The organism is Microbispora sp. NPDC004025, assembly GCF_053604425.1.
This window is the reverse complement of record NZ_JBSGHN010000009.1, coordinates 273,689-293,428: the sequence shown is the minus strand read 5'-3', so window position 1 is coordinate 293,428 and position 19,740 is coordinate 273,689. Positions and strand designations below refer to the sequence as shown.

Sequence of the window (19,740 nt, the reverse complement as noted above, 5' to 3'; positions counted from 1 at the left end):
GGTCCCGGCCCGGTGTGACCGAAGACCCGGGTGATTCGTACCGCCGGATCCGGGACATCGCACCCTGTCCGCTCCCGCCGCGCGCCGACGATAATGGCGGCCATGACAGAAGCGGCGGCGCGGGCGGACGGGTGCGGACCCGGATCGTCGCCGCCGCGCCCTTTCCAGCCGCGGCCGCCCGTCCGGCTGCCGGTCCGGTTGCTCGCTCCGGCGTTCGGGCTGACCGTCCTGCTGCTGCTGGCGCCGGCCGCCGCCGCGTCGTCGATGGTTCCGGCCTGGCCCGCCTGGACCCTGGTGGCCGCCGCGGGGGTGTCGTTCACGGGAGCCGTGCTGACCGCCCGCCGGGCCCGCCCGGACGTACGGCCCCTGCCGGTGGCGTTCGTCGCGCTGCTCGCGGCGGTCACGGTCACGGCGGCCCTGGCCTACAGAACGGGCGGATGGCAGACGCTGTTCTCCCTGCTCGCCGTGGCCGTGGCGCTCGTTCTCCCGGTGCGCGCGGCGCCCCCGCTCGTCGCCGTCACGGCCGCGCTGGCCGCGATCGTCCCGGTCCACGACGGCTCGTTCGGCGAGGCGCTGTGGGGCGCCGCGCTGACCACGTTCCTCGCCGGGATCACGACGTACGGCTTCCGCCGGATGAGCGAGGTGATCGAGGAGCTCGGCCGGACCCGGGAGAGGCTCGCCGTCGCCGCCGTCTCGGCCGAGCGGCTGCGCTTCTCCCGCGACCTGCACGACCTGCTCGGCCACACGCTCTCGATGGTGGTCGTCAAGGCCGAGGCCGTACGGCGGCTCGCCCCGCGCGACACGGAGGCGGCCATGCGGCACGCCGCGGACATCGAGGCCATCGGGCGGCAGGCGCTGACCGAGGTGCGCGAGGCGGTCACGGGGTATCGGGACGCGAGCCTCGCCTTCGAACTGGACAGCGCCAGGGCGGCCCTGGCCACGGCGGGCATCCACTGCGTGGTGCAGGAGTCGGGGCCCGCGCTGTCGCGGGAGACCGACATGCTGCTGAGCTGGGTCGTCCGGGAGGGGATCACGAACGTCGTGCGGCACTCCGGCGCCCGGCGCTGCGTCATCACGCTGCGCCGCGACCGCGACCCGGTGCTGGTCGAGATCAGCGACGACGGGGCCGGTGACGCCGCCGGCGACGAGGACGGCAGCGGCCTGCGCGGGCTGCGCGAGCGGCTGGCCGCGGCGGGCGGGCGGCTGAGCACCGCCCGCCTGCCGCGCGGGTTCGCCCTCACCGCCGAGATTCCGCACGCGGGCGTGGACGACGACGAACGAAGGGACGGCCCGTGACCCGTGTGCTCATCGCCGAGGACCAGACGATGATGCGCGACGCGCTCACCGTGCTGCTCGACCTTGAGGACGACTTCGAGGTCGTCGCGCAGGTCGCGACGGCGGACGAGATCGTGCCCGCCGCGCTGCGGGCCAAGCCCGACGTGGCCCTGCTCGACATCGAGATGCCGGGCGGCAGCGGGCTCGACGCGACCGCGGACCTGCGGGCCGCCCTCCCCGGATGCGTGGTGGTCATCGTCACGACGTTCGGCCGGCCCGGCTACCTGCGCCGGGCCCTGGACGCGGGCGCCCGCGGCTTCGTCGTCAAGGACCGGCCCGTCGGCGAGCTGGCCCAGGCGATCAGGCGGGTGCTGGCCGGCGAGGTCGTGGTGGACCCGGCGCTGGCCACGGCCGCCCTCAGCGCCGGGCCGAACCCGCTGACCCCACGTGAGCGCGACGTGCTGGCCGCCGCCGCCGACGGCTCCACCGCCGCCGACATCTCCCGGCGCCTCCACCTGTCGGAGAGCACCGTACGCAACCACCTGTCGGCGTGCATCACCAAGACCGGCACCCGCAACCGGATGGAGGCCGTCCGGGTCGCCCGCCACAACGGCTGGCTCTGACCCGCTCTCCAGCCGAGGCCGCGCTGATGCCCCACCAGCTCTCGTGCACTCCTTGACGGAGTGACCATTGCCCGGACGCCCGTCCTGACGTACGTTGACAGCCCCGGTCACCATGCCTAACCCGCGGGGGTGGTCATGAGCACGTCTGGCACGACGGAGCCCGTCAACCTGTTCGACGCGGACTTGGCGCGCGATCCGTTCGAGGGCTTCTCGCGCCTGCGGGAGCAGGCCCCGATGGTGCGCGGCTCCTTCCCCGGCCTGGGCTCCCCCGTCTGGCTCGTCACACGCTACGACGACGTCAAGACCGTGCTGGGCGACCGCCGGTTCGTCAACAACCCGGCCAGCGTGCCGGGAGCGGACGTGGGCAACATCCGCGAGGCGCTCATCGAGGCCCGCGGCATCCCACCCGAGTACGCCGTGTACTTGCTGGACAGCATCCTCGACTCCGACGGCGACGACCACCTCCGGCTGCGCAGGCTGGTCTCGCGCGCCTTCACCGCCCGCCGGGTGGCGGAGCTGCGCCCCCGGGTCGAGGAGATCACCGAGGATCTCCTCGACCGGCTGCCCGGCCACGCCGAGGACGGCGTCGCCGACCTGATCGAGCATTTCGCCTACCCGTTGCCGATCACCGTCATCTGCGAGCTGGTCGGCATCCCCGAGGAGGACCGCCCGCGGTGGCGGGAATGGGGCAAGGGCCTGGTGTCGCTCGAACCGGGGGCGATGGCCGAGCCCCTGCGGCACATGGTGACCTATATCCGCGAGCTCATCGCCCGCCGCCGCGCCGAGCCCGCCGGCGACCTGCTGACCGGCCTGATCCGCGCCCACGACGAGGACGGCGACCGGCTGAGTGACACCGAGCTGGTCACCATGGTCCTCACGCTCGTCCTCGCCGGGCACGAGACCACCGCCCATCTGATCGGCAACGGCACCGCCGCGCTGCTGACGCACCCGGACCAGCTCGCGGCGCTGCGGGCCGACCCGGGCCTGTTGCCCCCCGCCGTGCACGAACTCATGCGCTGGTGCGGACCCGTCCAGGTCACCCGGTTCCGCTACGCGGCCGAGGACGTCGAGATCGGCGGCATGACGGTGCGCCGGGGCGAGCCGGTGATGGCGGTGCTGGTGTCGGCCAACTACGACCCCCGGCGGTTCGAGGACCCCGACCGGCTCGACATCGCCCGTGAGCCCGACGGGCACAAGGAGGTCCACGTCGGCTTCGGGCACGGCCTGCACTACTGCCTGGGCGCGGCGCTGGCCCGGCAGGAGGGCGAGGTGGCCTTCGGCGCGCTCCTGCGCCGTTACCCCCGCCTCGAGCTGGCCGTCGCGCCCGAGGACCTCGACCGCCAGTTCTTCCCCGTCTCCTGGCGCCTCGCCCACCTTCCCGTACGCCTCGCAGCGCCTACTCAGGCAGGATGACGAGGCGTTTGGGGGTGCCGAACAGCTCTACGCGGTGCGCGCGCCCGGCCTCACCTGCCTGTCCGGGCTGCGGTCGGGCGTCCGTCCTCGGTCCGGCGTCGAGCCGCCGGACCGTACGGGACCCGTGAACCCGCGCTCGAAGGGCTGTGGAGCGGTCATGCGCTGCCGCCCGCTATCCCTTACCGCCGCCGCACTCACCGTCGGCGCCGACGGCTCCTGGACGCCCACGCGAAGCTGAGGCAGGGGAAGCCTCAATCACGGACGAGACGGTAGACGCCGCGATCGACGCGCTCCAGGTCGTCGTAGGTGACCGCGTTGTTGTCCGGCGCGTTGCGGCACATGTGTGCGGTGACCATCGTGCGGATCGTGGTCTCCGCATAACCGGTGCCGCGCCGCCTCATCTCGTCCACCACCTCGGCGGGAGTGAACGTGCCGCGACGGGTGCGGGCGAGAACGGCGCGGATCGCGGTCAGGATCTCCCCCCTCGCGCCGTCCCTCGGGACCGCCGGGCCTACCGGGCCCGCAGGCCGCGGCACGCCGCGAGGAGCCGGGTGCTCCAGCCCCGGAGCGGGCGCCGAGCTGAGCGGATCCACATCGTAGACAGTGAGTCGCAGGGTCGCGTCCACGTCGATCAGCACCGTCCGCAGCGCCGCGACCCGGTTGGCGGCGAGTTCGGAGCCGATGACGCGCTGCGCGGTCATGGGCAGCCGTTCCACGCCGGCAGGGCGCAGCACGATCACATCGGTGTCGAGGTCCAGGCCGTACCGCTGCGCGACGCTCTCCATGTACCGGCGCGACTCGGCCGTCTCGACGTACACGAACAGGCGTTCCGCGGGGGCCGGGCACATCGCCAGCCGGTAGAAGTCCTTGAGCACCTCCCCCAGGGCGTCCGTCCAGGCGGCGTTCTGCTCGTCGGGCTCCCGGCAGTACTTGAATTCGAAGAACGTGGGCCGGGCTCCCCCTGCCATGAGGTTGATGCGCGCCCCCTTGAGGACGGGGTGGGGCCACTCCACCCTGAACGCGGCGGGGTCGAGCCCCGCGTCCGTCAGCGCACGGGCGGTGATGAACCGCACTGTGTCCACGGTGAGCAGCCGGCCGAGTCCGGCGCGCCGGTGGCGTCGCAACTCGGCGGCCACGACCTGCCACACCCACGACTCGATGCTCGCGCCCACACCGGTGAATCCAAATCAGCCAGCTGGTGTCGTCACCGGGTTCGCACATCCAGGTGAGCCAACGACCGAGGTGGACCGCGGCCCGATCATCAGCCGAGGTAGACGCGGTCGTGAAACCCGCCACGCTCCGCGCGTTTGGCGTCGGCGAGCCTCTCAATGTCCCGCCAGTCCTGGCCGTGAACCCGTGCCAGGGCCTGGAGGACTTCGAGCACGTCGGCGATCTCTTCGGGCACCTGTGCCGGAGGGGCCTCGCTGAGCTCGGCCGACTCCTCCAGCAGCTTCGCGAGCAACGCCTCACGGAAGGCGACCTCGTCCAGCACGGTCACGACCGGCTCCCGGCCGTCCCGGCGGATGATGTCCGGAATCTTGTCGCGTACGAGCTTCCCCATGCCCTCGCGTCCCCCTCATGTCCTCGCTAGCTTCTCGCTCGGAGACCCGAGCCGCAGGGACTCCGCCGCCTCGGCTTCGGCCACGGCCAGATAGTCCGTGGGGTTGCACACCTTCTCGGCTTCACCTGAGGAGCCGCTCCCATACGTGCAACAAGACCCATCGCGTACGGCGCCGCGAGTTCGCGGAGCGGAATGTCCGTCCTGCCGGTCAGGCGGACGGGCCGGGGAGGCCTTGACCGGCGATCAGGGGTTCGAGGGTCAGGCCCGCGTGTTCGCGCTGGATGGAGCGCATGCGCCACTGGTCGGTGAACACGGCGAGCAGGGCCTGGTCGCGGCTGCGGGCGAGGACCTCCGCGCCGCGCTGGCGCCGGAGCACCTCCGCGGACTCGGCGTCGGTGCGGAGGGCGAGCGTGTACTCCAGCCGGTCGAGGACGATCTCCGCGCCGAACTCGGTGGCCAGGCGGTGCTGCACGACCTCGAACTGCATGGGCCCGACCGCGGCCAGCACGGGGGCCTGGTCACCGCGCAGGTCGGAGCGGAGCACCTGGATCACGCCCTCGCCGTCGAGCTGGTCGATGCCGCGGCGGAACTGCTTGGCCTTGGCGGTGCTGCGGGATCGGGCGACGGCGAAGTGCTCGGGGGCGAAGCTGGGGATGGGCGGGAACTCCACCGGCTTCCCCTCGTAAAGGGTGTCCCCCGGCCGCAGGGCGGTGGCGTTCACCAGCCCGACGACGTCTCCCGGGTACGCCTCGTCGATGGTGGCCCGTTCCTGGCCGAACACCGACTGGGCGTACTTGGTGGCGAAGGGGCGGCCGGTGGCGGCGTGCGTGAGCACCATGCCGCGCTCGAACCGGCCGGAGCAGACCCGGACGAACGCGATGCGGTCGCGGTGGGCGGGGTCCATGTTGGCCTGCACCTTGAAGACCAGACCGGAGAACGGCGCGTCCAGCGGCCGGGCCGCGGCCTCGACGTCGAGCCGGGGCGCGGGGGCGGGGGCCAGGTCGACGAGCACGTCCAGCAGCCGCGCCACGCCGAAGTTGGACAGCGCCGCGCCGAACAGCACCGGCGTGGACTCGTGCGCCTCGAACGCCTTCTGGTCGTGCTCGGCGCCGATGGCGGCGAGCAGGTCGGCTTCCTCCCCCGCGCGGGTCCAGTCGTCGCCGAGCTCGGCGGCGGCCTGCTCGGGGGTCAGCTCGGTCTCCAGCGCCTTGGTGGCGCCGCCGGGCGTGCGGGTGTAGCGGACGATGCGGTCCTCCAGGCGGTCGACCACGCCGTGGAAGTTCCCCGCGGCGCCGATCGGCCAGGTGACCGGCGTGGGACGCAGGCCGGTGCGCTCCTCGATCTCGTCGAGCAGTTCCAGCGGCTCCTGGCCCGGCCGGTCCCACTTGTTGACGAACGTGATGACCGGGATGCGGCGGTGGCGGCAGACCTCGAACAGCTTCATGGTCTGCGGCTCCATGCCCTTGGCCGCGTCGAGCAGCATGACCGCGCAGTCGACCGCGGCCAGCACGCGGTAGGTGTCCTCGGAGAAGTCCGCGTGGCCCGGGGTGTCGACCAGGTTGAACACGTGGTCGCGGTAGTCGAAGCGCAGCGCGGCCGAGGTGATGGAGATGCCGCGGGCCCGCTCCATCTCCATCCAGTCGGACGTCACGCCCCGCCGGCCGGCCTTGCCGTGCACGGCTCCCGCCTGGGTGATCGCCGAGGCGTGCAGGGCGAGCGCCTCGGTCATCGTCGACTTTCCGGCGTCGGGGTGGCTGATCACCGCGAACGTGCGGCGGCGCGCCGCCTCACCCGTGACGGCGCTCATCGCCGGACCCCCGAAGCGTGGATCCCCGAGACGCGGATCCCCGAGACGCGGGTCGTGGTGCGGTCGTGGTGCGTGCAGGCCATCCGGGCTCCCAAACAGCGGTGGACGGTTGAGGTTACCGCGCCGAACGCCGCGCTCCGGAATCGGCGCGGCACGGGGCGATCCCCACCGCGGACGCGGGGAACTACAGGCGCTCGATGATCGTGACGTTGGCCTGGCCGCCGCCCTCGCACATGGTCTGCAGGCCGTACCGGCCGCCGGTGCGCTCCAGCTCGTGCAGCATGGTGGTCATCAGCCGGGCGCCGGTCGCGCCGAGCGGGTGGCCGAGCGCGATCGCGCCGCCGTTGGGGTTGACCCGGGCGGGGTCGGCGCCCGTCTGCTTGAGCCAGGCCAGCACCACCGACGCGAACGCCTCGTTGATCTCGACGACGTCCATGTCGCCGATCGACATGCCGGTCTTCTTCAGCGCGTACGCCGTGGCGGGGATCGGCGCGGACAGCATGCGGATGGGGTCCTCGCCACGGGCGGACAGGTGGTGGATCCGGGCCCGCGGCCGCAGGCCGTGCGCCGTGACGGCGGCCTCGGAGGCGATCAGCAGGGCGGCCGCGCCGTCGGAGATCTGCGAGGCGACGGCGGCGGTGAGCCGCCCGCCCTCCTCCAGGGGCTTCAGGCCGGCCATCTTCTCCAGGGTGGTGTCCCGGCGGGGGCCCTCGTCGGCGGTGACGCCCTCGAGCGGGGCGATCTCGCGGGCGAAGCGGCCCTCGTCGGTCGCCCGGACGGCCCGCTGGTGCGACTCGAAGGCGAACGCCTCCATGTCCTCGCGGGAGATGTCCCAGTCCCTGGCGATCATCTCGGCGCCGCGGAACTGCGACACGTCCTGCCTGCCGTAGCGGGCCTGCCAGCCGCGCGAGCCGGCGTACGGGCCCTCGGTGAGGCCGAGGGAGCCGGCGGCGCCGCGCGAGGCGAAGGCGATCGGGATCTGGGACATGTTCTGCACGCCGCCGGCGACGACGAGGTCGCTGGTGCCGGACATCACGGCCTGCGCGGCGAAGTGGACGGCCTGCTGGGAGGAGCCGCACTGCCGGTCGACGGTCACGCCCGGCACCTCCTCGGGCAGCCCGGCGGCCAGCCAGCAGGTGCGGGCGATGTCGCCGGCCTGCGGGCCCACCGTGTCCAGGCAGCCGAGGACCACGTCCTCCACCGCGGCCGGGTCCACCCCGGAGCGCTTCATGAGCTCGGCGAGCGCGTGCGCGCCGAGGTCGGCGGGGTGGACGCCGGAAAGGCCTCCGTTCCGCCTGCCCACGGGGGTGCGCACCGCCTCGACGATGTATGCCTCCGCCATCGCAGAACTCCTCAGGTCGTCAGGATCCCTTCCAGGACCATCGCTATGTACTGCCTGGCGATCTCTTCGGCCGGCAGCCTGCCGTCACCGCGGTACCAGCTCGCGGCCAGCCAAACGGTGTCGCGGATGAAGCGGTAGATGAGGCCCGTGTCGAGGTCGGCGCGGAAGACGCCGTCGGTGACCCCGCGGTCCAGCGCCGACAGCCACAGCTCGCGGAAGCGCCGCTGCGACTCCGTCAGATAGGAGAAGCGCGGGCTCGTCGCGAGGTGCTTGGACTCGTTCTGGTAGATCACGACGGCCGGGCGGTGCCGGTGGATCGTGCGGAACGACTCCACGATCAGCGCCTCGAAGGTCTCCCGTGCGCCGAGACCGGAGCCGGTCACCTTGTCGTACGCCGCCCACAGCTCGGTGAGGAACGCGGAGAGGATCTCGTCGACCATCGACTCCTTGGAGTCGAAGTGGTAGTAGAGGCTGCCGCCGAGCATGTCGGCGGCCTCCGCCACCTCGCGGACCGTCGTGGCCGCGTAGCCCCGGGACGCGAACACCTCGGCCGCGGTGGCCAGCAGCTCGGCCCGCCGCTCGGCGCGGGCGGCGGCGGTGCTCTCTGCGTCTCTGCGTCGTGGGCTCATGGCTGGTCGACCTCTCAGGGATGCTGACTGGAGACCGAGACGACCTCTCCGGTCATGTAGGAGGAGTAGTCGCTCGCGAGGAAGACGATAACGTTGGCGACTTCCCATGGTTCCGCGTGGCGGCCGAAGGCCTCCTTCCTGGTCAGCTCGGCCAGCAGCTCCTCGGTCGTGACCTTGGCCAGGTGAGGGTGCATGGCCAGCGAGGGCGCGACGGCGTTGACCCGCACGCCGTACGGCGCGGCCTCGATCGCCGCGCACCTGGTCAGCGCCATGACGCCGGCCTTGGCCGCCGCGTAGTGCGCCTGGCCCTCCTGCGCCCGCCAGCCGATCACGGAGGCGTTGTTGACGACGACGCCGCGGCCCCTCGGCTGCATGCGCCTCAGCGCGGCGCGGGTGCAGCGCATGGTGCCGGTCAACGTTACGTCGAGCACCCGGCCCCACTGCTCGTCGGTCATCTCGACGAGTCTCGCCGTGCCGCCGAGCCCGGCGTTGTTGACGACGACGCCGACCGGGCCGAAGCGCTCCTCCGCCTCGGTGAACAGGCGCTGGACCTGCTCCTCCGAGGTGACGTCGCAGGGCACGGCGGTCACCGCGTCCGCGCCGAACTCCTCCCGCAGCGCGGCCAGGCTCTCGCCGAGCCTGCGCTCGTGGGCGTCGCTGAGGACCACCCGGGCGCCCTCCTCCAGCATGCGCCGGGCGCAGGCGCCCCCGATGCCGGTGCCGGCCGCGGCGGTCACCACGGCCACCCGATCACGCAGCAGACCGTGACCGGTGACGTAGGTCGGCATGCCCTCCACCCCTTCACGGACCCGGGAAGGCCCTCTCCTCGCCGTACGTCTCATGGATTACTCTACCAAATAGTTGTTAGAAAGAAGCGAGCGTCCCATGACGTGGAGGTGCTCATGACTGAGCGTTCCGAAAAGGGTCCCGAGAAGGGTCCCGAGAAGGGCCCCGCCGAGGTCGTCCGCTACGAGCGGCGCGGCCCGGTGGCGGTGGTCACGATGAACCGCCCGCAGTACCGCAACGCGCAGAACTCGGCGATGACGTACGCGCTGGACGAGGCCTTCTACCGGGCCGTGGCCGACGACGAGGTCAAGGTGATCGTCCTGGCCGGGGAGGGCGGGCACTTCTCGGCCGGACACGACATCGGCACACCCGGCAGGGACGCCCACGTGTCGTTCGAGCGCAGGGCGAGCCTGTGGTGGGACCACGTCGGCAAAGAGGGCGCCGAAAGCCGCTTCGCGCGGGAGTCGGAGGTCTACCTGGGCATGTGCCGGCGGTGGCGGGAGATCCCCAAGCCGACGATCGCCATGGTCCAGGGCGCGTGCATCGCGGGCGGGCTCATGCTCGCCTGGGTCTGCGACCTGATCGTCGCCTCCGACGACGCGTTCTTCGCCGACCCCGTCGTACGGATGGGCATCCCGGGTGTGGAGTACTTCGCCCACCCCTGGGCGATGCCGCCCAGGATCGCCAAGGAATTCCTGTTCACCGGCGACCGGATGCCCGCCCGGCGGGCGTACGAGGTGGGCATGGTCAACCGGGTCGTGCCGCGCGAGGACCTGGAGACCGAGACCCTCGCGCTGGCCGGGAGGATCGCGGCGATGCCGCGGATGGGCCTGGCGCTGACCAAGAGGGCGGTCAACCAGGCCGAGGACCTGCAGGGCATGCACGCCGGGATGGACTCGGTCTTCGGCCTGCACCACCTCGCCCACGCCCACAACGCCGAGACCTCGGCCGACTCCCTGGCGGGGATGGACCCCAAGAGCATGAAGGCGGCCGCCGATGGATCTTGACCTGTCGTCCGTGGAGCCGTTCCGCGCGGAGGTGCGGGCCTGGCTTCGCGAGCACGTGCCCGCCGCTCCCCTGCCGTCCCTGGAGATCGAGGAGGGCTTCGCCGCCCACCGCGCCTGGGAGCGCGAGCTGCACGAGGCCCGCCTGTCGGTGGTGTCGTGGCCCGAGGACTACGGCGGCCGGAACGCCACGCCGCTGGAGTGGCTCGTCTTCGAGGAGGAGTACTACGCGGCGGGCGCGCCGGGACGGGTCAACCAGAACGGCATCAACCTGCTCGCGCCCACGCTGTTCCGGCACGGCACGCCCGAGCAGCTCGCCCGCGTCCTGCCGTCGATGGCCTCCGGCGAGGTGATCTGGGCGCAGGCGTGGTCGGAGCCGGGGGCGGGCAGCGACCTGGCGTCCCTGCGCGCGACCGCGACCCGGACCGGCGGCGGCTGGCTGCTCAACGGCCAGAAGACGTGGAGCTCGCGGGCCGCCTTCGCCGACTGGGGCTTCGGGCCGTTCCGCTCCGACCCCGGGGCCGAGCGGCACCGGGGGCTGACCTACCTCATGTTCCCGCTCGACGCCGAGGGGATCACCCGCAGGCCGATCGGCCGCATCGACGGCAAGCCTGCCTTCGCCGAGCTGTTCTTCGACGACGTGTTCGTCCCCGACCGCGACGTGATCGGCGAGCCGGGCTCGGGGTGGACGGTCGCGATGAGCACCACCGGCAACGAGCGCGGGCTCACGCTGCGCAGCCCCGGCCGGTTCCTGGCCGCCGCCGACCGCCTCCTGGAGCTGTGGCGCGAGCGCGGCGACCCCGCCGACACCGCGACACGCGACCGGGTGGCTGACGCGTGGATCAGGGCACGCGCCTACCGGCTCAAGGGCTTCGAGACGATCTCCCGAACCGAGGACGTGGGCGCGGAGTCGAGCGTCAACAAGATCTTCTGGTCGGAGCTGGACGTGGCGCTGCACGAGACGGCCCTCGACCTGCTCGGCCCGGACGGCGAGCTGGCGGGCGAGTGGCTGGAGGGCTACGTCTTCTCCCTGGCCGGCCCGATCTACGCCGGGACCAACGAGATCCAGCGCAACGTGATCGCCGAGCGCGTGCTCGGCCTGCCGAAGGCGGGAAGCCGATGAGATTCGTCCTCGACGCCGAGCAGCGGCTGTTCGGCGAGACCCTCGGCAAGCTGCTCGCCGAGGCGGCCGTGCCGGGCGTGGTGCGCGACTGGGCGGCCGGACGGCGCGAGCGCGGCCTGGCGCTGTGGCGCTCGCTGGCCGAGGCCGGTGTGTTCGCGGTCGCCGTGCCCCGGTATGCGGGAGGAGCCGGGCCGCTGCCGGTCGAGCTGGTGACCGCGTTCCACGAGCTCGGCAGGCACGGCGTGCCCGGGCCGTACGCCGAGACCGTGGCCGCCGCCGTGCTGCTCGACCGGCTGCCCGACCGGCTGCCCGGCCGGCTGGGCGACGAGGCGCTCGCGGGCCGCTGGCTGCCCGCGATCGCCGAGGGCACGGCCCTCGTCACGCTCGCGCTGCCCCCGGCGGCGCCGTACGCGCCGGACGCCGACGCCGCCGACCTGGCGCTGCTGGCGGACGGCGGGCGGCTGTGCGCCGCCGTTCCCGGTGAGATGCGCGCGTCCCTCGACCCCGCCCGCCGGCTGTTCCCCGTCGCACCGGGCGAGGTGCTCGCCGAGGGACCGCGCGTCGCGGCCGCCGCGGCCGAGGCGTACGACATGGGCGTGCTGGTGTGCGCCGCGCAGCTGGTCGGCACGGGACGCCGCCTGCTGGAGGTGTCGGTGGACCACGCGAAGGCCCGGCGGCAGTTCGGCCGGCCGATCGGCGAGTTCCAGGCGGTCAAGCACCACCTGGCCGACGCCCTGGTCGGGCTGGAGTACGCCCGGCCGCTGGTGCACGGCGCCGCCCTGGCGTACGGGACGCCGGACTTCGCCCGGGACGTGTCGGCGGCCAAGGCCGCGGCGTCCGAGGCGGCGTACGCGGCGGCGAAGATCGCCCTGCAGGTGCACGGCGCGATCGGCTACACGGATGAGTACGACCCCAGCCTGCTGATCCGCAGGGCCCGCGCCCTGCACACGGCGTGGGGCTCGCCGTCGGACCACCGGGCCCGCGTCATGGCGGCGCTGACGCGCGGGTGACGTTCCCGCGCCCCGGTGGTCCCGCCGTGGACAGGTACGCCTACGCGGGGCCGTACCGCTCGAACTCCCAGGGGTCGTGGGCGGAGAAGACCTCGACCTCGCCCGCGTGGTCGCGGACGAGCGCGCGCAGCCGGTCGCGGTTGCGCAGCCGCAGCTCCGCGTCGACCTGGGAGCCGGTCTGCACGATGTCGAGCATCGGGTGCGGTTCCGGCTCCCCCGCCCGCAGCTCGCCGTGGTAGAAGTACGCGTCGCCCGCGTGCAGCAGCCAGCGTCCGCCGTCACGGACCGCCACCGCCGCGTGCCCGGCGGTGTGGCCGCCGAGCGGCACCAGCAGGAACTCCGGCGGCAGCCCGTCCGGCTGCCGCACCCCGCCGAAGCCGAACCACTCCTCGCCCGCACCGGACTCGTACGTCGTCCAGCGGGGCCGGTGGGCCCAGTGCGCCGGGCGGTAGCGCCTGCTGGGGGCCTCGGCCAGGGCGGCGGCCAGTTCCTCCTCCAGGACGTGCACCCGGGCGTCCGGGAAGTCCGGCAGCCCGCCGGAGTGGTCGACGTCGAGGTGGGTCAGCAGGATGTGCCGCACGTCGGCGGGCGCGTGACCGAGCCGCTCGACCTGGTGCACGGCTGTCTCGGCCGGGTCGAGCACCGGCTCGACCATCTCCGTCCAGTCCGCGGCGAGCGAGCCCGCCGGGTCGCGTACGTCGCCGAGCCCGAGCCCCGTCTCCACGAGCACCAGGCCGTCGCGGGCGGTCTCGACGAGCAGGCAGTGGCTGACCGCGTGTGCGGAAGCCCGGCCGTCGTCGATGGGCTCGATCTTCCGCATCGAGCCGCAGTTGAGGTGGTGGACCTTCACTCGGAACCCTTCCGTCCGGCGGCGTCGGCGACCAGTCCGCCGATCCGTCGCGTGACCGTGTGGATGACGCCGGTGTCGCGACGCACGCGGGCGAGCAGGAGCGCCCCCTGCAGCGAGGACAGGACCAGGTCGGCGAGCGCCTCGGCCTCGTCCACACCGTGCCCCCGCAGGTAGTCGGCCAGGCCGCGCAGCCAGGAGGCGTACGCCGCGTCGCAGGCCGATCGGATGGGTTCGCTGCCGGCGGCCTCCAGGGCGACCGTGGCCACCGGGCAGCCCTCCTCGAACCCCGACTCCTCCAGGGCGCGAGCGAGCAGGTCGCCGATCCTGGCGACGGCCTCGGCGGGGCCGGGGGCGGCGGCCACGGCGGCGGCGATCCGCTCGCCGAGCTCACCGCCCGCCACCGCCACCGCCTCGGCGGCCAGCTGCTCCTTGCCCTCGGGGAAGTGGAAGTAGAGCGAGCCCTTGGGCGCCCGGCTCTCCGCCAGCACCTGGTTGAGGCCGGTGGCGTTGTAGCCCTGCCGCTGGAAGAGCCCGGCGGCGGTGCGCAGGACGCGCTCGCGCGTGTCGTTCCTTCGCGTCATACCGTCAGACTAGACCGGTCTACATAGTTTCGGCAAGATTCCCGCCGAGACCGCGGATGACCTGGGCGGCCTGGGTGACGACGGAGTCGATCAGCTGCTCACACGTGGGCAGGTCGTCGATGAGCGCGACGACCTGCCCGGACGCCATCACGCCGAGGTCCGGGCGGCCGTCCACCATGGCCGCCTTCAGCAGCATCGGGGTGTTGGCCGCCATCAGTACCTGCGACCAGCTCAGCTCCCTGCCGTGTTTCATGGCCAGGCCGTCGCGGATCATGCCCGGCCACGACATGCCGGAGATCTTCCGGAAGCGCGCCGCGTTGCGCACCGCGCGCACCAGTCCGGACACCTTCCCCGACCGCTCCAGGCCGTCCACCAGGTCGGTGCGCAGCACGCGGTGCGGCATGCCGTCCACCTGCCGGGTGACCACGGTCTCGGACATGCCGAGGTAGGTCCGCTTCACCGCCTCCGGGACGGAGCTGTCGGCCGTCAGCAGGAACCGCGTGCCCATCGCCACGCCCGCCGCGCCGTACGCGAGGGCGGCGGCGAGGCCGCGCCCGTCGAAGAAGCCGCCGGCGGCGATCACCGGGATGTCGACGGCGTCCACGACCTGCGGCAGCAGCAGCGTCGTGGCGACCGCCCCGGTGTGGCCGCCGCCCTCGCCGCCCTGCACGAGAACGGCGTCGGCGCCCCAGGCGGCGACCTTCTCCGCGTGCCGCCGGGCGCCGACGGACGGGATGACCACGATCCCGGCGTCCTTGAGTCTGGCGATCAGCTCCTGCCGCGGGGCGAGGGCGAACGAGGCCACCTTCACCCGGTTCCTGATGAGGAGGTCGACCCGCTCGCCCGCGTCGCCCGCGTCGGCCCGCAGGTTCACCCCGAACGGCGCGTCGGTGCGCGAGCGGACCTCCTCGACGGCGGCCGCGAGCTGGGCCACGGTCATCGTGGCCGAGGCGAGGATGCCGAGGCCGCCCGCGTTCGCCACCGCCGACACCAGCCGGGGTCCGGCCACCCAGCCCATGCCGGTCTGCACGACCGGGTGCCGCACGCCGGTCAGCCGCGTGAGCGGGGTGTCCAGCATCGGCCCGATCACACCCGCACCTCCAGGTCACGCAGAAACTTCGGGTCCAGCACCTCGCGGATGAGCCGCAGCTCCTCGTCGGTGGGCTGCCGCGTCCGCGGCACGTCGCCCTCGACGACCAGGTCGAAGCCGGTGGCCGCCTTCACCTGTTCGACCTCGACGCCGGGATGCGCCGAGACCAGCCGCATCGAGCCGTCGGAGGTGCCGAAGTCGAACACCGCGAGGTCCGTCACCACCCGGCGCAGGTCGTGGAAACGGGCGGCCCGCGCGCCCAGCCCGGCCGCGCGGTCGTGGCCGACGCCGCTGACCACGTCCACCTGCGGCACGAAGACCCGGGGGGACTGCTTGGGGATCCAGTAGCTGGTCGGGTTGCAGATCGTGTTGCCGGGGGCCCCGCGCACGCCGAGCAGCTGCGACTTCGGCCGCGCCCAGTCGCCGATGGCCGAGATGTTCGTGTTGCCGTACCTGTCGATCTGGGAGGCGCCCATCATCACGTGCCTGCGCCCGTTCTGCACCAGCCAGAGGTGCTCACGGAACGGCAGCCAGCCCTCCACGGCCCCCGCGGGCGCGCCGAACGGCACCGCCTCGGCGGTCAGCAGCGCCCCGCCGTCCGTGGTCAGCAGGCCGGGCTCGAACGTGAGCCGGGCCAGCCGGGCGCCCAGGATCGAGCAGGTGCCCATCGCCGCCGCCAGGATCTCGCCGTCGCCGCGCCACGCCTCCGCGCAGGCCACGACGCAGATCTCCGCCCGGGTCGCGCTCATCGTCCCTCCTCACGCCACTGCTGCACGGTCTCCCGGTAGGCCGCCTCGTCGCCGGACAGGAACCGGTCCGCGAACGCCGCCCACGCCTGCGGGTCGGCCGCCGAGGCGGCGTAGTGCAGCTGGAACATCTCGTCCCGGCCCTGCCCCCCGTGGGTGGAATGACAGTCCGTGAAGTGGCCGCCGCCGGGGGTCTCGGCCACGCCGGTCACGTGCATGCGGCTGACCAGCAGCGTCTGCGGCGGTCCGCCCAGCTCGCCCGGCTCGACCATCCGCTCGCAGGACACGAAGCACCGCCCGGCCGCCTTCGCGAACAGGTCGTCCAGGTACGGATCGGGGCCGAGGTAGCGCCCGTTGCCCCGGGTGTCGGCCACGTCCACGTGCACCAGCGCCACGTCCATCGTGAGCGCCGGCACCGCGATCAGTTCCTCCCCGTCGTCGTACGGCGAGCGGACCGTGCGCAGTCCGGGATTGACCCGCATGACGTCCGAGCCGAGCCCGGCCCGCGTCGGCAGGAACGGCAGCCGGTGTGCCGCCGCGAGCAGGCCGAACATGAACATGCCCTCGTCGTACTCGATGAACTCGACGGTCCCGCGCTGCCGGGCGGCCCGGAAGTGGGGTTCGAGGGCGATCGAGTCGAGCGTCACGAACGGGGCGACGACCTTGCGCACCTTGCCCGCCGCGCAGAGCAGGCCCACGTCAGGCCCGCCGTACGACACGATCGTCAGGTCCGTCAGCGCGGACCGGTAGACGGCCCGGACCAGCGCCATCGGCTTGCGCCGGGAGCCCCAGCCGCCGATGCCGATCGTCATGCCGCTCTCCAGCGAGCCGACGATCTCCTCGATCGTCATCCGCGTGCCCATCACCGGCCTCCCGCGACGAAGGCGTCCCGGTGCCGGTCGCCGGCGCCCATCAGGTTGAGTTCGAAGGTGAAGCCCTGCTCGAACCGGTAGCTGCGCTTGACGTCGACCGGGTCGATGCCGTTGAGGGACTCCTTGGCCCGCCGGATGACGTACGGGTCCTTGGCCGCGATCCGCGCCGCCACCTCCAGCGCCGCGTCGCGCAGACGCTCGCGCGGCACGACCTCCAGCACCGAGCCGAACGCGTGCAGTTCGGCGGCGGTGACGTTGCGGCATGTGTAGACCATCGCGCGCATCAGGTGCTGGGGCACCAGCCGGGCGAGGTGGGTGGCCGCGCCGAGCGCGCCCCGCTCCACCTCCGGCAGGCCGAAATAGGCGTCGTCGGAGGCGACCACGACGTCGGCGTTGCCGGCCAGGCCGACCCCGCCGCCCAGGCAGAAGCCGTGCACCGCGGCGATCACGGGCACCTCGCACTCGTAGACCGCCTCGAACGCCGCGTAGCAGCCGCGGTTGGCCCCCACCAGCGCGTCGAACCCGGGGGTCGCCTGCATCTCCTTGAGGTCCACGCCGGCGTTGAACCCGCGGCCCTCGGCCCGCAGCACCACGACGCGGGTCTCCGGGTCGCGCCCGGCCTCCCGTACGGCGTCGGCCAGGTCGAACCACCCGCGCACGGTCAGCGCGTTGACCGGCGGGGCGTCCACCACGACCTCGGCGACGCCCTCGCCGTCACGGCTGGTCGAGATTCCCATGCGGCACCTTTCCATCAAACATTTGTTAGAAAATACGCTAGCAGAGCGGATCGCCGCAGGCGATGCCCCTTGCCGGGTCGGAGAGACCGAGACGATCTGCAGGGACCGAGTCGTCATCGTGAGCGGCGAGGGCGGCCCGGAGACGGGATCAAGAGGCCCCGCCCAGGAGGTCATCGAGGAGATCCGCGCGCTGGGCGACGAGGCGGTGGCCGAGCGGTCCGACGTCGCCACCTACGAGGCGCGCGGCGGCTGGTGGCGACCGCGGTCGAACGCTTCGGCCGCCTCGACGTGCTGGTCAACAACGCCGGGTTCCTGCGCGACCGCATGCTGGTCAACCTGTCGGAACAGGAGTGGGACGCGGTGATCCGCGTGCACCTGAAGGGCCACTTCCTGCCGCTCAAGCACGCCGGGCCGCACTGGCGGGCCGAGTCGAAGGCCGGGCGGCCGGATCTTCGAGGTCGAGGGCGGCCGGATCTGCGTCGTGGAGGGCTTCCGGCACGGCCCGGCCGCCGGCAGGGGCGCCCGCGGGGACCCCGCGGAGATCGGACCGGAGCTGGCGAAGCTGCTCGGCCGGGCCGCCGCGCCGGAGCCCGTCTACGGCGCCTGACCCTCCTGCGCGGGCCCCGCACCGCGCCTGCTCGCCGTACGGCAGGTCGTAAGCCGGGTGAAAGCCCTTCGCAAGGAGCCGGGCCTACAACTGGTCCTGCGAAGGCCGGTTGAAACGGAGCTCGGGAACTCCCCGAAGCAAAGCGGACGTGCGGAGGTCGTCGCCCGGACACCCTGTGATCTCACGGTGGCCGGAATGGCCGCAAAGCGAGAAATGCCGCCGCGGCTCGCGGCGGCGGACCATTCACCGGAAGGGACCGGAAAATGACGAACATTACGCGCAAGACCCGGCTGAGCCTGAGCTTCGCCGCGATCGCCGTGGCCTCCTCGGCCATTATTCCGGCCTCCGCCGCGACGGCGAGCACCGCCACCGCCACGACCGCCACCGCCACCGCCACGACGTCCACCGCCTCGCTGGCCTGGCACTCGGGCTACTTCACCAAGAGTATGTGTTACAAGGACGCCCGCTCGTTCGCCCAGAGCGCGCTGCGGGGCCGCGGGTACACCGTCGTCTACAACCCGGTCAACGCCGTTCTCGGCACCAACGGCACCACCGCCGTCGAGGTCTCCTTCGCCCCGGCCCAGACCAGCTACAACCCCAACACCTTCTCCAAGGTCAACTTCACCGTGACCGCGATCTCCAACACCTCCAGCCTCGCCGAGACCGCCCGCAACAGCGTCCGCGAGAGCATCGTCAAGCAGGTCTACTTCGACTACTGCTGATCCGGCCTGACGGTGTAGATCAAGGGGGAGGAGCAGCAGGCGTTCATGGGGCCGGGCTCTCCCCGGCGAGCTGTTCGCCGAGGCCGGTGCGGCGGTAGCGCAGGCGGCGGCTCGGCCGGCATGGGCCGGTCCCACAGCCGGCCGTGACCGCCCGGCGCGCCTGGCTGCTGTCGCGTCCCGGGGTGACCGCCCCGGTCATCGGGCCGCGCTCCCCCGGGCAGCTCGACCTGCCGCTGACCGCGCTGCGCACCGGGCTGTCCGCCGAGATCCTGTCCCGGCTGGACGAGCTGTTCCCTCCGGTCGGCAAGGGCGGTCCCGCCCCGGAGGCCTGGGCCTGGTGGTCGCGCCCCCGTGAGTCCTGTCCGATCGCGCACGCGAGGGCGGCGGCCGGACGACCGTCGACCGGGCCCGGCTGGGGGCGGGCCGTCAGCGGCTCGGGCGGTGGAGACGCCCCGGCCGGCGCAGATCCGGGGAGCGCAGATCCCGGAGCCCCAGGGCCGCCGCGGCGCAGGCCACCGGGACGGCGGGCAGCATGTAGCGGTGGTCGAAGTCGAGCGCGGCGATCGGGCCGAGGAACAGGTAGACGGCCGCCGCCCACGGCAGCAGCGCCGCCCGATGCCGGCCGGCCGCGCCGATCCCGCCGAGCAGCAGGGCCGCGCCGAACAGCGGCCCGTGCAGCGGGCCCGGGAAGCGGTACGCGCCGAGGAACGACGCGTACGGCTCGACCGACGACATGCCGCGGACGGCGGGGTCGTACTCGCCGCGTACCGTCTCGATGAGCGGGAAGGACGGCAGCGGCCAGGACCCGACCGGGAACGACAGCGCCGGGGACACGCGCGCCGGGTGCCGTACGGGGGTGGGCGCGAAGGCGAGCGAGGCGTCGTGCGCCACCTCGCGCAGGTAGTCGAGCGGCTGCGCCGCGATGGCGCAGCGCGAACCGGCGGGCCAGGTCGTTGTGGGAG

22 protein-coding genes and 1 pseudogene are annotated in these 19,740 nt (G+C 73.1%); 9 read left to right on the top strand and 14 right to left on the bottom strand.

Annotated features, from left to right (window positions below; translation table 11 throughout):
• Nucleotides 1-102: 102 nt before the first annotated feature.
• The 3 genes from ACWEQG_RS23500 to ACWEQG_RS23490 all read left to right on the top strand — a co-directional run bounded on the left by ACWEQG_RS23500 (nt 103) and on the right by ACWEQG_RS23490 (nt 3,311).
• The gene (locus ACWEQG_RS23500) at nt 103-1,296 is read left to right on the top strand and encodes a sensor histidine kinase (RefSeq protein ID WP_452287728.1); all 1,194 of its coding nucleotides are present in this window, start codon (nt 103-105) and stop codon (nt 1,294-1,296) included.
• The gene (locus ACWEQG_RS23495) at nt 1,293-1,898 is read left to right on the top strand and encodes a response regulator transcription factor (RefSeq protein ID WP_363463079.1); all 606 of its coding nucleotides are present in this window, start codon (nt 1,293-1,295) and stop codon (nt 1,896-1,898) included. Before ACWEQG_RS23500 ends, ACWEQG_RS23495 begins: the two co-directional genes overlap by 4 nt.
• 135 nt (nt 1,899-2,033) lie before the next feature.
• Entirely contained in the window at nt 2,034-3,311 is a 1,278-nt protein-coding gene (locus ACWEQG_RS23490; RefSeq protein WP_452287726.1) for a cytochrome P450 family protein, read from the top strand.
• A gap of 251 nt (nt 3,312-3,562) precedes the next feature.
• Here the strand turns inward: ACWEQG_RS23490 and ACWEQG_RS23485 are convergent, their stop codons facing one another.
• The 6 genes from ACWEQG_RS23485 to ACWEQG_RS23460 all read right to left on the bottom strand — a co-directional run bounded on the left by ACWEQG_RS23485 (nt 3,563) and on the right by ACWEQG_RS23460 (nt 9,438).
• Complete coding sequence (locus tag ACWEQG_RS23485) at nt 3,563-4,483, bottom strand: DUF7669 domain-containing protein (RefSeq protein WP_452287724.1); 921 nt, start codon at nt 4,481-4,483, stop codon at nt 3,563-3,565.
• Nucleotides 4,484-4,572: 89 nt separating this feature from the next.
• Nucleotides 4,573-4,872: a nucleoside triphosphate pyrophosphohydrolase gene (locus tag ACWEQG_RS23480; RefSeq protein ID WP_452287722.1), complete on the bottom strand. Its 300-nt coding sequence runs from the start codon at nt 4,870-4,872 to the stop codon at nt 4,573-4,575.
• 208 nt (nt 4,873-5,080) lie between these two features.
• On the bottom strand, nt 5,081-6,679 hold the full coding sequence (locus ACWEQG_RS23475) for a peptide chain release factor 3 (protein ID WP_452287720.1): 1,599 nt from the start codon (nt 6,677-6,679) through the stop codon (nt 5,081-5,083).
• 184 nt (nt 6,680-6,863) lie between these two features.
• Nucleotides 6,864-8,021: an acetyl-CoA C-acetyltransferase gene (locus ACWEQG_RS23470; protein WP_452287718.1), complete on the bottom strand. Its 1,158-nt coding sequence runs from the start codon at nt 8,019-8,021 to the stop codon at nt 6,864-6,866.
• Between the two features lie 11 nt (nt 8,022-8,032).
• Entirely contained in the window at nt 8,033-8,650 is a 618-nt protein-coding gene (locus tag ACWEQG_RS23465; protein ID WP_363463043.1) for a TetR/AcrR family transcriptional regulator, read from the bottom strand.
• Nucleotides 8,651-8,664: 14 nt separating this feature from the next.
• Nucleotides 8,665-9,438: an SDR family oxidoreductase gene (locus ACWEQG_RS23460; RefSeq protein ID WP_452287716.1), complete on the bottom strand. Its 774-nt coding sequence runs from the start codon at nt 9,436-9,438 to the stop codon at nt 8,665-8,667.
• Between the two features lie 114 nt (nt 9,439-9,552).
• Between ACWEQG_RS23460 and ACWEQG_RS23455 the strand changes: the two genes are divergently transcribed.
• From ACWEQG_RS23455 to ACWEQG_RS23445, 3 genes are read left to right on the top strand one after another with little or no spacing between them, the layout of a single operon-like run.
• On the top strand, nt 9,553-10,443 hold the full coding sequence (locus ACWEQG_RS23455; protein WP_452287714.1) for an enoyl-CoA hydratase: 891 nt from the start codon (nt 9,553-9,555) through the stop codon (nt 10,441-10,443).
• Nucleotides 10,433-11,563, top strand: a complete 1,131-nt coding sequence (locus ACWEQG_RS23450; RefSeq protein ID WP_452287712.1) for an acyl-CoA dehydrogenase family protein — start codon at nt 10,433-10,435, stop codon at nt 11,561-11,563. The genes ACWEQG_RS23455 and ACWEQG_RS23450 overlap by 11 nt, the downstream gene beginning before the upstream one ends.
• A complete protein-coding gene (locus ACWEQG_RS23445; RefSeq protein WP_452287710.1) occupies nt 11,560-12,573 on the top strand; it encodes an acyl-CoA dehydrogenase family protein in 1,014 nt (337 codons plus the stop codon). Before ACWEQG_RS23450 ends, ACWEQG_RS23445 begins: the two co-directional genes overlap by 4 nt.
• Before the next feature lie 40 nt (nt 12,574-12,613).
• On the opposite strand, the gene ACWEQG_RS23440 is transcribed toward ACWEQG_RS23445, so the two are convergent.
• From ACWEQG_RS23440 to ACWEQG_RS23415, 6 genes are read right to left on the bottom strand one after another with little or no spacing between them, the layout of a single operon-like run.
• Nucleotides 12,614-13,423, bottom strand: a complete 810-nt coding sequence (locus ACWEQG_RS23440) for an MBL fold metallo-hydrolase (protein ID WP_452287708.1) — start codon at nt 13,421-13,423, stop codon at nt 12,614-12,616.
• Nucleotides 13,420-14,004, bottom strand: coding sequence for a TetR/AcrR family transcriptional regulator (locus tag ACWEQG_RS23435; protein ID WP_452287706.1), 585 nt, complete (start codon nt 14,002-14,004; stop codon nt 13,420-13,422). Before ACWEQG_RS23435 ends, ACWEQG_RS23440 begins: the two co-directional genes overlap by 4 nt.
• 19 nt (nt 14,005-14,023) lie before the next feature.
• Complete coding sequence (locus tag ACWEQG_RS23430) at nt 14,024-15,091, bottom strand: NAD(P)H-dependent flavin oxidoreductase (protein WP_452287777.1); 1,068 nt, start codon at nt 15,089-15,091, stop codon at nt 14,024-14,026.
• Nucleotides 15,091-15,843: a CoA-transferase subunit beta gene (locus ACWEQG_RS23425; RefSeq protein ID WP_452287704.1), complete on the bottom strand. Its 753-nt coding sequence runs from the start codon at nt 15,841-15,843 to the stop codon at nt 15,091-15,093. The genes ACWEQG_RS23430 and ACWEQG_RS23425 overlap by 1 nt, the downstream gene beginning before the upstream one ends.
• Entirely contained in the window at nt 15,840-16,703 is an 864-nt protein-coding gene (locus tag ACWEQG_RS23420; RefSeq protein WP_452287702.1) for a CoA transferase subunit A, read from the bottom strand. Before ACWEQG_RS23420 ends, ACWEQG_RS23425 begins: the two co-directional genes overlap by 4 nt.
• Nucleotides 16,703-17,449, bottom strand: a complete 747-nt coding sequence (locus tag ACWEQG_RS23415) for an enoyl-CoA hydratase family protein (protein ID WP_452287700.1) — start codon at nt 17,447-17,449, stop codon at nt 16,703-16,705. Before ACWEQG_RS23415 ends, ACWEQG_RS23420 begins: the two co-directional genes overlap by 1 nt.
• Before the next feature lie 252 nt (nt 17,450-17,701).
• Between ACWEQG_RS23415 and ACWEQG_RS23410 the strand changes: the two are divergent.
• The 3 genes and pseudogenes from ACWEQG_RS23410 to ACWEQG_RS23400 form a co-directional block, all read left to right on the top strand.
• A pseudogene (locus ACWEQG_RS23410) lies at nt 17,702-17,830 on the top strand (SDR family NAD(P)-dependent oxidoreductase); the annotation flags it as partial.
• 100 nt (nt 17,831-17,930) lie between these two features.
• A complete protein-coding gene (locus ACWEQG_RS23405) occupies nt 17,931-18,056 on the top strand; it encodes a hypothetical protein (RefSeq protein WP_452287781.1) in 126 nt (41 codons plus the stop codon).
• A gap of 263 nt (nt 18,057-18,319) precedes the next feature.
• Nucleotides 18,320-18,778, top strand: a complete 459-nt coding sequence (locus tag ACWEQG_RS23400) for a hypothetical protein (protein WP_452287698.1) — start codon at nt 18,320-18,322, stop codon at nt 18,776-18,778.
• A 43-nt stretch (nt 18,779-18,821) separates the two neighbouring features.
• Here the strand turns inward: ACWEQG_RS23400 and ACWEQG_RS23395 are convergent, their stop codons facing one another.
• Together ACWEQG_RS23395 and ACWEQG_RS23390 are read right to left on the bottom strand one after the other, a co-directional pair.
• On the bottom strand, nt 18,822-19,085 hold the full coding sequence (locus tag ACWEQG_RS23395; protein WP_452287695.1) for a hypothetical protein: 264 nt from the start codon (nt 19,083-19,085) through the stop codon (nt 18,822-18,824).
• A 119-nt stretch (nt 19,086-19,204) separates the two neighbouring features.
• The gene (locus tag ACWEQG_RS23390; protein ID WP_452287693.1) at nt 19,205-19,669 is read right to left on the bottom strand and encodes a hypothetical protein; all 465 of its coding nucleotides are present in this window, start codon (nt 19,667-19,669) and stop codon (nt 19,205-19,207) included.
• Nucleotides 19,670-19,740: the final 71 nt, after the last annotated feature.